At 72.5% G+C, this 12148-nt stretch carries 13 protein-coding genes; 3 read left to right on the plus strand and 10 right to left on the minus strand.

Annotated features, from left to right (window positions below; all coding sequences use genetic code 11):
* Positions 1-10: 10 nt before the first annotated feature.
* From CLV56_RS02345 to rimP, 10 genes are all read right to left on the minus strand, one after another.
* Complete coding sequence (locus CLV56_RS02345) at positions 11-898, minus strand: serine/threonine-protein kinase (protein ID WP_039348880.1); 888 nt, start codon at positions 896-898, stop codon at positions 11-13.
* A gap of 3 nt (positions 899-901) precedes the next feature.
* The gene (locus CLV56_RS02350; RefSeq protein WP_100414338.1) at positions 902-1351 is read right to left on the minus strand and encodes a hypothetical protein; all 450 of its coding nucleotides are present in this window, start codon (positions 1349-1351) and stop codon (positions 902-904) included.
* A gap of 170 nt (positions 1352-1521) precedes the next feature.
* On the minus strand, positions 1522-1968 hold the full coding sequence (locus tag CLV56_RS02355; RefSeq protein ID WP_039348874.1) for a hypothetical protein: 447 nt from the start codon (positions 1966-1968) through the stop codon (positions 1522-1524).
* 157 nt (positions 1969-2125) lie between these two features.
* Entirely contained in the window at positions 2126-3361 is a 1236-nt protein-coding gene (locus CLV56_RS02360) for a phospholipase D-like domain-containing protein (protein ID WP_100414339.1), read from the minus strand.
* Between the two features lie 41 nt (positions 3362-3402).
* Positions 3403-4305, minus strand: coding sequence for a tRNA pseudouridine(55) synthase TruB (gene truB / locus CLV56_RS02365; protein WP_039348870.1), 903 nt, complete (start codon positions 4303-4305; stop codon positions 3403-3405).
* Entirely contained in the window at positions 4302-4742 is a 441-nt protein-coding gene (rbfA, locus tag CLV56_RS02370) for a 30S ribosome-binding factor RbfA (RefSeq protein WP_039348867.1), read from the minus strand. Before rbfA ends, truB begins: the two co-directional genes overlap by 4 nt.
* Positions 4743-4854: 112 nt before the next feature.
* Positions 4855-7794: a translation initiation factor IF-2 gene (infB, locus tag CLV56_RS02375; protein WP_039348864.1), complete on the minus strand. Its 2940-nt coding sequence runs from the start codon at positions 7792-7794 to the stop codon at positions 4855-4857.
* A 112-nt stretch (positions 7795-7906) separates the two neighbouring features.
* The gene (locus CLV56_RS02380; RefSeq protein WP_039348861.1) at positions 7907-8212 is read right to left on the minus strand and encodes a YlxR family protein; all 306 of its coding nucleotides are present in this window, start codon (positions 8210-8212) and stop codon (positions 7907-7909) included.
* Positions 8213-8283: 71 nt separating this feature from the next.
* Positions 8284-9372 carry a transcription termination factor NusA gene (gene nusA, locus CLV56_RS02385; protein ID WP_039348858.1) on the minus strand — a complete coding sequence of 363 codons (1089 nt, stop codon included), beginning with the start codon at positions 9370-9372 and terminating at the stop codon, positions 8284-8286.
* Entirely contained in the window at positions 9372-9830 is a 459-nt protein-coding gene (gene rimP / locus CLV56_RS02390; protein WP_039348853.1) for a ribosome maturation factor RimP, read from the minus strand. The genes nusA and rimP overlap by 1 nt, the downstream gene beginning before the upstream one ends.
* Positions 9831-9944: 114 nt before the next feature.
* Here rimP and CLV56_RS02395 point away from each other — a divergent pair, with 114 nt between their 5' ends.
* Genes CLV56_RS02395 through CLV56_RS02405 form a run of 3 tightly spaced genes read left to right on the plus strand, consistent with a single transcriptional unit; the run spans position 9945 to position 12126 of the window.
* Entirely contained in the window at positions 9945-10499 is a 555-nt protein-coding gene (locus CLV56_RS02395) for a hypothetical protein (protein ID WP_039348851.1), read from the plus strand.
* Positions 10496-10945, plus strand: a complete 450-nt coding sequence (locus CLV56_RS02400) for a ferritin-like domain-containing protein (protein WP_100414340.1) — start codon at positions 10496-10498, stop codon at positions 10943-10945. Before CLV56_RS02395 ends, CLV56_RS02400 begins: the two co-directional genes overlap by 4 nt.
* Before the next feature lie 23 nt (positions 10946-10968).
* On the plus strand, positions 10969-12126 hold the full coding sequence (locus tag CLV56_RS02405; protein ID WP_039348848.1) for a GNAT family N-acetyltransferase: 1158 nt from the start codon (positions 10969-10971) through the stop codon (positions 12124-12126).
* The last annotated feature ends 22 nt before the right edge of the window (positions 12127-12148 follow it).

Raw genomic sequence — 12148 nt, forward strand, 5'->3', positions numbered from 1 at the left:
TCGTGCGTGCTCACCGGGCGCTGATCTTGAAGCCCGCGAGGCGTGCCTTCGGCATCGCTTCCATCAGCGGCTGCACCATCTCCGCGACCTCGGCCGGCTCCGGCCGGTCCTCGGGCCTCGGCGCCATGCACCGGTAGACGAGCTCGGCGACCGGAACCTCCACGAACTCGGGCATGGGCCGGGGCCTGGACACGAGCTGGGGGTACTGGACGTCCAGCGGGTCGCCCTCGTCGCCGACGTCGAACGGGCGCTGCGCTGTCGCCGCGTGGTAGAGGGTCGCGCCGAGCCCCCACACGTCCGAGGCGTAGCCCGGGGTCCCCCGGTCCGAGGTCGGGTCCGCCTGCTCCGGCGCCAGGTAGTCGTCGGTGCCGATCACGTCGCGCAGGCGGGCCGCCGCGGCCGCGGAGCGGGCGATGCTGAGGTCGATGACGCGCGCGGGCGCGCCCATGATGACGTTGCTCGGCTTGATGTCGAGGTGGCACACGTCGCGCAGCCGCATGTAGTGCAGCGCCGAGGCGATCTCGAGCGCGAGCGGGAGGAGCTGCTGGACCGGGAGGGGTCCGTGACGACGGATCAGCGACGACAGGCGGGGTCCGTCGATGTTCTCGAGGATGACGTACGGTCGGTCGCCGTCGAGGTCGGCCCCGAACCGCCGGACGATCGCGGGGTGCTCGAGAGCGTCGATCATGTCGATCTCGCGCTCCAGCCCGCGCAGCGTGTCCGGATCGTCGACCTGGTCCGGGCGTACGACCTTGACCACCACGGGCGCGTAGAGGATCTCGTCGAACGCGAGGTAGGCCTCGAACGCGTTCCCGCCTCCGAGCAGCTTCATCGCGATCAGTCCGTCGGCGATCTCGTCACCGCGGGCGAAGTCCCAGGCAGCCTGCTCGTCGCTCATCGCTCAGCCCCGGCGGATCTTCCGGGTGTCGTTCTTGCTGCGGTCGTTGGTGTGGTTCGCGCTGCGGTCGAGCTTCTTCTTGCCCTTGCCGTCACGCGTCCAGTCTCGCGTGAGGTCGCTGCGGCTGCGATCCTTGTCGCGGCTCACCTTGGTGCGGCGGCTGTTCGTCCGGTCCCGGCTCTTGCCGCGGCTGCGGGTCAGCCGGCTCGCCTTGCTCCGGGTGGCCTTGCTCCGCGTCGCCTTGCTCCGGGTGGCCTGCGTACGCGTGTCGTCGTCGTCATCGTCGTCGTCGGCGACCAGCACCACGTCGTCGACCGCGTCGACCCGCTTCGTGACCGCGACCTCGCCGTTGCCGGCGGCGGCCGTGGTCGACTGCGCCGTCAGGGCCAGGCCCCCGAGACCGACCGTCGCGGCGAGAGCCATGACTCCGGAACGAACGAGCTGCTGCTTCATGGGTGATCCCTTCTCCGTGGGGCCCGGCCCCTGTCGATGTCTCCATCGTGGTCCGCGGCGGTGAGACGGCCGTGAGCCGTCGATGAGGGTTCTCTCATCGACGGCTCACGCGCCCGAGCCCGCGGACGGTTCGGGCGTACGCACGCCCGGCCCGCGGCACCACCCGCTCGTCAGCGGCGTCGGCGGGTGTCGTTGCGACTGCGGTCGTTGGTCTTGTTCGCGCTCCAGTCGCGCTTCTTCCCACCCTTGCCGTCCCGGGTCCAGTCGCGGGTCAGGTCGGAGCGGCTGCGGTCCCGGTCGCGGCTCACCCGGGTCTTGCGGCTGTTGGTCGCGTCGCGGCTGCGACCCCGGCTGCGGGTCAGACGGCTCGCCCTGCTCCGGCTCGCCTTCGACCGAGAGTCGCGCGAACGGGTGTTGTCGCGCGCGCCGGCGCGGCCGTCGTCGTCATCGTCGTCGGCGACGAGGACCACGTCGTCGATCCCGTCGGTCCGCTTCGTGACGCCGGCAGGCGGCTCCTTGCCGGCCGTACTCGTCACCTGGGCACCCACGGCGACGGTGCCCAGTGCCACGGCGGCGCCGAGAGCGACGACGCCTGCTCGGATCATGTGCTTGACCATGATGATCTCCCCTCGGTGGCCGCGTTGCGGCCTCGGTGTCCTGCTCTTGACACCTCGAGGTTCGTCATCGGCGGTGAGGGGTGGATGAAGTCGGTGTGAGAGCCCTCTCATCCGCCCGGAGGGCCGCGCGGGCCGCCACTCGGCCCGCGCGCCGCTCTCACATGATCGGGCGGAGCGGGATCAGCACGACCTCACCGAAGCGTGCCATCCGGCCGCGCTGCGACCACTCGTCGAGCGTCAGCTCCCGGGTCGCCGTGCAGTCGTTCTCGAAGATCCGGTCCATCATCGCCGCGACGGACTCCTCGACCACCTCGACGTTGATCTCGTAGTTGCCGGTCAGGCTGAGCCGGTCGATGTTCGCGGTGCCGACCGTGGCCCACCGGCCGTCGATCGTCGCGGTCTTCGCGTGCACCATCGTCGGCTGGTAGAAGAGGATCCGGATCCCGCCCTCGAGCATCCGGCTGTAGAACGCCTTCGACAGCCAGTCGGCCATCACGTGGTTGGAGTTCTCCGGGACGAGGACGCGGACGTCGACGCCCCGCCCGGCTGCGCGCAGCAGAGCATCGAGGATGTCGCTGTCGGGGATGAAGTACGCCTGGGTGATCGAGATCCGCACCTTCGCGCGATCGATCGCGTCGAGGTACATGTTGCGGATCGGGAACGACATCTGGATCGGCGCGTTGCGCCGCGCGCGCAGACGCGGCTCCCAGTGGTCGGCGCCCGGGTCGTCCAGCGGCTCGACCTTCCGCTTCTTCGCGTGCGCGTTCCAGAAGTCGACGAAGGCGTTCTGGAGCTCCCAGGTCAGCGGTCCCTGGATCCGCATGTGGGTGTCGCGCCACTTCGTGGCGTAGTCGGCGCCGATGTTGTAGCCGCCGACGAAGCCCACGCGACCGTCCACGACCAGGATCTTGCGGTGGTCGCGGCCGAGCTTGCGGATCCGGAGCACGAGGATCCACAGCGAGAACCACCCGTGCCGCATCACCTGGATCTTCGGGCCGAACTGCTTGAACGCGCGGGGCACCACGGCGTTCGCGAAGCTGTCGTAGACGAGACGGACATCGACCCCGCGATCGGCGGCCGCGATCACCTCGCGCTTGAACTCTTCGCCGAGCTCGTCGTTCTTCCAGATGTACGACTCGAGGTAGACGTGGTCCTGTGCACCGCGGATCTCCGCGAGCATCGCGTCGTAGACGTCCTGGCCGTAGGTGTAGAGCGTGATCGTCGAGTCCCCGACCTGCTCCGAGATCGGCTCCAGCGTCGGGAAGCTGACCTCGGCCGACTCGTCCTTCTTGGTGTGCCGCGCGACCACGGTCATCAGCACCGTCGTCACGATGACGATCAGCACGAACCAGATCACCACGACCCACAGGGCCACCGTCAGCAGCGTCGACATGGCCACACCCTAGGGCAGCCGGCCCTCGCCGTGGTGCGTGTTCACCCGATGAACACAGCGATCGGCCGAGCGCCGCCTCCGCTGCGCTCGTACAGCGCCAGGAAGCGCCCGTCGGGGTCGAAGAGGGCCACGGGACCGTGCGCCGGGAGCTCGAGCTGCGGCAGCGGTCTCCCGTGGCCGACGAGCCGGGCCGGCTCCGCGTCGAGGTCGACGCTCGGGAACGCGGCGCGGGCGGCCTCGGCGAGCGGGACGAGCGTGAAGTCCTCGGCGAGCGCGTCGAGCGTGCGCGCCTGCTCGAGCGTGAACCCACCCACACGCGTCCGGCGCAGGGCCGTGAGGTGCCCGCCGACTCCGAGCGCGGCGCCGAGATCACGTACGAGCGCGCGGACGTACGTGCCGCTCGAGCACGTCACGACGGCGTCGACGTCGACACAGCCGTCAGGGGCGGACCGCAGCTCGGACAGGTCGAAGCGCTCGACGTGGACCCGGCGCGCAGGGATCTCGACCTGCTCGCCGGAGCGCACCCGGGCGTACGACCGCTGACCGTCGATCTTGATCGCCGACACCGACGACGGGACCTGGTCGACGTCCCCGGTCAGCGCGGCCGCCGCCTCCGCGACGGCCGATCGTGCGAGGCCCCCGGCGTCGGCCGTCGCGACGACCTCGCCCTCGGCGTCGTCGGTCGTCGTCGACGCGCCCAGGCGGATCGTGGCGGTGTAGTCCTTGTCGTGGCCGGCGACGTGCCCGAGCAGGCGGGTCGCCCGGCCGACGCCGAGCACCAGCACGCCCGTCGCCATCGGGTCGAGCGTGCCGGCGTGGCCGACCTTGCGCGTCCCGGCGAGCCGACGGGTCCGCGCGACCACGTCGTGCGACGTCCACCCGGCCGGCTTGTCGACGACGACGATGCCGGGGGTCGGCTCGCCGGCGCGCGACGACCCGCTCACGCCTCGTCGGCGTCGTCGGGCTCGTCCTTGACGCGGTACGGGTCGGCGTCGCCGGCGTACTGCGCCCCGGCCGCCCGGGCGGCGACCTCGGCATCGCTCTCGCGCGCCTTCGCCAGCAGGTCCTCGATCTGCCGGGCGTTCTCCGGCACGGCGTCGCGGACGAACTCCAGCGTCGGCGTGTGCCGCATGCCCAGCTGCTTGCCGACCTCGGACCGGATCAGCCCCGTGGCGCTCGCCAGGGCCGCCTCGGTGCCCGCGTGGGCCTCGGCGTCACCCATCACCGTGTAGAACACGGTGGCGTGCTGGGTGTCGCCGCTCACCCGGACATCGGTGACGGTGACGAAACCGAGCCGCGGATCCTTGATCCGTCGGTCGAGCATCCCGGCGACGACGACCTTGATCCGGTCGGCGACCTTGTTGACGCGCACGCTTCCCATCGTTGTCTCCTTCGTGACGGCGAGAGGGTGCCGCACCTCGACGGTACGGCACCCTCTCCTGGTCGTACCCGCTCTGCTCAGGTCGGCGACCTCGACCAGAGCGGGCCCGGCCTCAATCCCGTGGGATCTCTCGCATCTCGAACGTCTCGACGACGTCGCCGATCTTGATGTCGTTGTACCCCTTGAGCGTCAGACCGCACTCGAAGCCCTCACGGACCTCGGTGACGTCGTCCTTCTCACGCCGCAGGCTGCTGATGTCGAGGTTGTCGGCCACGACCGACCCGTCCCGCAGCAGCCGGGCCTTGGAGTTCCGCTTGATCGACCCGGAGGTGACCATGCAGCCGGCGATGTTGCCGATCTTGGAGGACCGGAAGATCGCTCGGATCTCCGCCTGCCCGAGCTGGGCCTCGGTGTACTCCGGCTTCAGCATGCCCTTGAGCGCAGCCTCGATCTCGTCGATCGCGGAGTAGATCACCGAGTAGTACCGGATCTCCACGCCCTCGCGCTCGGCGAGCTCGGTGGCCTTGCCCTGCGGACGGACGTTGAAGCCGATGATGACCGCGTCGGAGGCGGCCGCGAGCATCACGTTGGTCTCGGTGATCGCACCGACACCGCGGTCGATGACCCGCAGCGAGACGTCGTCGCCGACGTCGATCTTGCTGAGCGCCTCCTCCAGCGCCTCCACCGAGCCGGACCCGTCACCCTTGAGGATGAGCAGCAGCTCGTCGGTCTCGCCCTTCTCCATGTGCTGCATGAAGTCCTCGAGCGTACGGCGGGCCGTGCGCTGGGCCAGGGCGGCGTTGCGCTCGCGCGCCTCGCGCTTCTCGGCGATCTGGCGAGCCACCCGGTCGTCCGCGACGACCATGAAGGTGTCGCCGGCGCCGGGGACCGCGGTCAGGCCCAGGACGAGGACCGGACGCGACGGATCGGCCACGTCGACCGGGTCACCGTGCTCGTCGAGCATGGCCCGGACCCGGCCGTACGCCGGTCCGGCGACCATCGAGTCCCCGACCCGCAGCGTGCCGCGCTGGACCAGCACGGTCGCCACCGGGCCGCGGCCGCGGTCGAGGTGCGCCTCGATCGCGACGCCCTCGGCGGACTGCTCCGGGTTCGCGCGCAGGTCGAGCGAGGCATCGGCGGTCAGCACGATGGACTCGAGCAGGCCCTCGATGTTGAGCTGCGACTTCGCCGAGACGTCGACGAACATCGTGTCGCCGCCGTACTCCTCGGGCACCAGGCCGTACTCGGTGAGCTGACCACGCACCTTCGACGGGTCGGCGTCGGGCTTGTCGACCTTGTTGACGGCGACCACGATCGGCACGTCGGCGGCCTTCGCGTGGTTGAGCGCCTCGACCGTCTGCGGCATCACGCCGTCGTCGGCCGCGACCACGAGCACCGCGATGTCCGTCGACTGCGCACCGCGGGCACGCATGGCGGTGAACGCCTCGTGACCCGGGGTGTCGATGAAGGTGATCCGACGCTCCTGCTCGTCGACCACGGTCGCGACCTGGTAGGCGCCGATGTGCTGGGTGATGCCACCGGCCTCCTTGTCGACGACGTTCGCGCTGCGGATCGCGTCCAGCAGCTTCGTCTTGCCGTGGTCGACGTGACCCATCACGGTCACGACCGGCGGACGCGGCGCGAGGTCCTCCTCGCTGCCCTCGTCCTCGCCGAACTCGATGGAGAACGACTCGAGCAGCTCGCGGTCCTCGTCCTCCGGCGAGACGACCTGGACGTCGTAGTTGAGCTCCTCGCCGAGGATCTGCAGCGTCTCGTCGTTGACCGACTGCGTCGCCGTGACCATCTCGCCGAGCGCGAACAGCACCTGCACGAGCGACGCCGCGTCGGCGCCGATCTTCTCGGCGAAGTCGGTCAGCGTCGCGCCACGGGCGAGACGGATCGTCTGCCCGTCGCCCTTGCGGACGCGCACGCCGCCGATCGACGGCGCCTGCATCTGATCGAACTCCTGGCGCTTCGCACGCTTCGACTTGCGGCTGCGACGCGCCGGACCTCCGGGCCGGCCGAACGCGCCCTGCGTGCCGCCGCGGCCACCGCGGCCCGGCCCCGGACGGCCGAAGCCGCCAGGACGAGGACCGCCGCCACCACCGGGACCGCCGCCGGGCGCACCGCCACGACCGCGGCCTCCGCCGCCACCGGGACCACCGGCGCGACCGCGTCCGCCGCCGCCCGAACGCGTCGGACCGACGGCGCTCTGCTTGGGCATCATCGCGGGGTTGGGGCGCGGCATGCCCGGACGCGGCGACGAACCACCGTCGCGCGCTGCGGGCGGACGCGGCGCTGCGGGACGTGCGCCGTCACGGGTGCCGCCGTCACGAGGCGCACCGTCACGACCGCCGTCCCGGCCGCCGTCGCGACCAGGACGCTGCATGCCCTGGGTCGAGGAGAACGGGTTGTTGCCCGGACGCGGACCACCCGGACGCGGACCACCCGGTCGGGGTGCACCACCCGGACGCGGAGCGCCGGGGCGGGGGGCGCCAGGACGTGCACCACCCTCGCCGGAGCGGGGAGCCTGGCCGGGGCGCGGCGCGGGCCGACCGCCGGGGCGGGGGGCGTCGCTGCGCGCAGCCGGCTGCTCCGGACGCGGGCGAGGGGTCGCCTTCGGGCCCGGCTTCGGGCCGCCCGGCTTGGGAGCCGGGGTCGGCTCGGCGGGCTCCGCCGGTGCAGCCGGTGCGGCCGCGGCGGGTTCCTCGACGGCAGGTGTCGGCTCGTCCGGAGCCGGGGTCGGCTCGGCCGGGGCTGCTGCCTTCTTGCGCGGCGCCGGGGTCGGCGCCGCGGGGGTCTCGGTGGCCGGCGTCTCATCGGACGCCGGCGCGGCAGCCGCCTTCTTGGCAGGTGCCTTGCGCGACTTCTTCGCCGCACCCTTGGTGCGGAACTCGTCGCCGTACTTCTCCGTGAGTCGGCGGACCACCGGCGCTTCGACGGTCGACGAGGCCGACCGGACGTACTCGCCCATGTCGGTCAGCGCCGACAGGACGTCCTTGCTGGTGACTCCGAACTCCTTGGCGAGTTCATGGACTCGGACCTTTGCCACTGCTCTCCTTCAGGGGCGGTCCGAGTCCGGGTGTGGACGCAGACCGCTAGACGATGTGCATGCTCATTGCGCGGAACTCATCGAGTGCTCATGAGCGCGTGCTCCACTTCTGTCAAGCCCCGCTTCTCGGCGGGGCCGCGTGCATCTGGCTGGTCGCTCCGGTGAGGAGGTCGACCAGCGGTGTCGGATCGACCGGCTCCGCGACTCGCAGTGCCCGCCCGAACGCCTTGCGCCGGACGGCCAGCTGGAGACACGCCTGGTCGCGGTGCAGGTGAGCCCCGCGGCCGGGTGCCGAGCCGGAGAGGTCGGGCGTCACGACGACTGTCGTGCCACCTCGGACCGCCACGACCCGCAGCAGGTCGGATCTGTCCGCCCGAACCCGACAACCGACGCACGTCCGGACAGGCCGTCGGAGCATCGGAGCCTCCGACGCCGAGGCGCCGGGCAGGTTCGAGTGTTTCACCGTCGTTCAGTCTAGCGCGGCGGTCCTCACGGTGTCGCGCCCCCCGCCACGCCGTCACCTGCGGCGCCGTCGGCGCCCGGCGCTGCGGGCTCGGCCGCCGCCCCCGTCGGCGCCGGATCGACATCCGGCCGGATGTCGATCCGCCACCCCGTCAGACGGGCCGCGAGACGGGCGTTCTGGCCCTCCTTGCCGATGGCGAGCGACAGCTGGAAGTCCGGCACGATCACGCGCGCCGCGCGCCCGTCGGCATCCACGACTGTGACGCTCGACACCTGCGCGGGTGAGAGCGCGTGCGCGATGTACTCGGCCGGGTCCTCGGAGAAGTCGACGATGTCGATCTTCTCGCCGTGCAGCTCGGCCATCACGTTGCGGACCCGCTGGCCCATCGGCCCGATCGAGGCGCCCTTGGCGTTCACGCCCGCCACGCGCGACCGTACGGCGATCTTCGTGCGGTGGCCGGCCTCGCGTGCGATCCCGGCGATCTCGACCGTGCCGTCGGCGATCTCGGGAACCTCGAGGGCGAACAGCTTCTTCACCAGGTTGGGGTGCGTCCGCGAGACCTGGACCTGAGGTCCACGGGTGCCGCGACGCACGCTGGTGACCAGCGCCTTGATCCGCTCGCCGTGGTCGTAGGACTCCCCCGGCACCCGCTCGGCGACGGGCAGCAGCGCCTCGATCCTGCCGAGGTCGACCATCACGTCGCCCGGGTCCCGACCCTGCTGGATGATCCCGGAGACCACGTCGCCCTCGCGGGCGGAGAACTCGCCGAACTTCTGCTCGTCCTCGGCGTCGCGCAGGCGCTGCAGGATGATCTGCTTCGCGGTCGTCGCGGCGATCCGGCCGAAGTTGTCCGGGGTGTCGTCGAACTCCTCGGTGAACGTCGGCGCGCCCTCGTCGTCGACGACCGGCGCACCGTCGTCGTCGAGCACCCGCTCGCGCGCCCAGACCACGACGTGCCCCGACGAGCGGTCGAGCTCGACCCGTGCGCGCTGCCGGCTGTCCGGTGTGCGGTGGTAGGCCACCAGGAGCGCCTGCTCGATCGCGGTCACCACGACGTCGAACGACAGGTCCTTCTCACGCTCGAGGGAACGCAGCACTGCCATGTCGATGTCCATCAGGTGTCCTTCCGCTTCAGCTCAGGCTCGATCTTGGCCTTCTTGACGTCGTCGTACGCGATCCGTCGCTGTCCATCCTCGGTGGCGATCTGCGCTCCCGCATCGTCGGAGCCGTCGATCCGGCCGCTGACCTCGGTGCCGTCGGTCAGACGCACCTTGACCAGGCGGCCCGCGTTGCGGCTCCAGTGACGCGGGAGCGTGAGCGGACGGGAGACTCCGCGGGAGGTGACCTCGAGGGTGTAGCGGCTCTCCCCCATGACGTCGGTCTCGTCGAGCTTCGCCGAGACCGCGCGGGTCACCTCGGCGAGGTCGTCGAGCGACACGCCGCCGTCGGCGTCGACCACCACGCGCAGCACACGGGACGCGGAGAGCTCGACCGCGTCGAGGTCCAGTCCGAACGAGCCGACGACGCCGTCCAGCACCGCCTGGAGGTCGTCGGGAAGGGGGGTCGAAGCCATCTCGGGAGCCTCCGTGTTCGGTTGTCGGCGGGCGAGGCCGTCGTTCAGTGGCGCGGTCGGTCGCGTGGTCGTGCCGAGGCCCAGCCTATACGGCGCGGGCGATAGGTTCGCCCTGTGACCTCGCGCCCCCACGCACCGTACGGCGTCGGTCGGCGTCGGCTGCTGCTCGGCGCCGCCGCGTCCGCGACCCTGGTCGCCACCGCCGCGTGCGACTGGGCGCTGCCGCCGAAGGATCCCGAGCGCGACGACCACCCCGACGCCGACCTGCTCGCCTCGGCGCTCGCCGACGAGGAGCAGGTGCTCGCGACCGCGACCGCGGTGCGCACCGCCGACGGCGCCCAGGCACAGGCGGCGGCCGGGGTCGCCCAGCGGTGCCAGGAGCGGGTCGACGTCCTGGCGGCGGCGGTCGGGACGGGTGCGTCACCCTCGGCGAGCGCGAGCGCGCCGACGGTGACGCAGTCCAGCGGGTCCGAGCCGAGCGCGAGCCGGACGACCGGCGCCGCACCGACGCTGCGGCGCCTGGCCCGCGAGAGCCGACGGACCCGGGACGCCCGCAGCGCGGCCGCGCTCGAGGCCGCCGACGGCCAGGTCGCCCGGCTCCTGGCCTGCGTCGCCGCCGGGCACGCGCAGGACGCCCTCGTGCTCCGCGACACGCTGGGGGCGCGATGAGCACGGCGACGCCCGGCACGCCCACGCTCGGCAGCGAGGCGGTCGACGCGCTGCAGACCGCCCTCGCGGGCGAGCACGCGGCCGTGTACGCCTACGGCCTGCTCGCGGGCCGGCTCGACGCGGGGACGGCGCTGCAGGCGCAGAGCGCCGGCGCGTTCGCGTCCCACCGCGACCGCCGCGACCGGCTCGAGCAGACCCTCACGGCCGACGGCCAGGTTCCCGTGCCGAGCGAGCCTGCCTACGACGTCGGGCGCACCGACCGGCCACGCGACGTCCGGCGCGTCGCGCGCACGATCGAGTCGCGCCTGGCCGTGACCTGGGGGGCCGTCGTGGCGGCGACCGACGGCCCGACGCGGGCTGCGGCCGTCGAGGCGCTCACGGAGTCCTCGGCGGCGATCCTGGCGTGGGGCGGGCGGCCCTCGGCGCTGCCCGGCCTCGGCGTGTAGCCGACCTGTGCGAGGCTCGCCGCATGGCGATGCCCACCCACCGCTTCCCCGACGACGTGCCGGTCCTGTCCGACGGCCCGGTGACCCTGCGAGCCCTGGCGGAGCCCGACCTCGAGTCCGTCGTCGAGCAGTCGGTCGACCCCCTCACCTTGCGCTGGACGACGATCCCGGAGGGGTACGACCGGGAGCAGGCCCGAGCGTGGCTGCGGTTCAACGAGACCGCGTGGTCCAGCGGGACCGAGCACGTCTTCGCCGTCGATGCCCCGCGCTCCGGCGGCCCGCGGCACGGCGCTCGCGCGTACGCCGGCACGGTGACGCTGCGCGACGCCGGCCCGGGGCGCGCGATCGTCGGGTACGTCGCGCACCCGGCCGCACGCGGCACCGGCGCGATGCACACCGCGCTCGGGCTGCTGCTGCGGTACGGGTTCGAGCGGCTCGACCTCCAGACCGTGCTGTGGCAGTCCGAGCGCGGCAACTGGCCGTCGCGCAAGCTCGCGTGGAGGCACGGGTTCAGCTTCGACGGGGTGGTCCGCGGCTGGCTCGGTGCCCACGACGGCACGATCACCGACGCCTGGACCGGCACGCTGCGCCGCGACGATCCGCCGGGTCCCCGGGGACCCTGGTGGTCGTTGGAGACGCTGCGCGCCGAGCGCGTGGTGCTGCGGGCCCTGCAGGAGCGTGACGACCCGCGGATCGTCGAGGGCTGCAGCGACCCGACGACGGTGCGGTGGCTGCCGATGCTGCCCGTCCCGTACCGCCCCACCGACGCGGCGGCGTTCCGCGCGGCCGTGCTCGACGGCGTCGCGGCGGCACGCAGCGCGTCGTGGGCGATCGCCGACGCGTCGAGCGACGCGCTCCTCGGCACGATCGGCATCCCCCGGCAGAGCGAGGCGGGCGTCGAGATCGGCTACTGGCTGCATCCCGAGGCCCGCGGTCGCGGGATCGCGGTCGAGGCGGTCGAGCGGCTCGTCGGGCACGCCTTCGCGCCGCGTGAGCGCGGCGGGCTCGGCGTCGTCCGTGCCTTCGTGAGGATCCAGGAGGGCAACGCGGCGTCGCTGCGGGTCGCGCAGGCCGCCGGGTTCGCGATGGCCGGCTCGGAACGGGCGTCGATGCTGGGCCGTGACGGTCGGATCGCCGACGCGCTGCTGCTCGACCGGGTCAATCCGCTGCTCGGAGTCTGAGCAGCGGCCCGGTCGAGCCGCT

This window comes from Mumia flava (assembly GCF_002797495.1).
Classification (GTDB): Bacteria; Actinomycetota; Actinomycetes; order Propionibacteriales; family Nocardioidaceae; genus Mumia; species Mumia flava.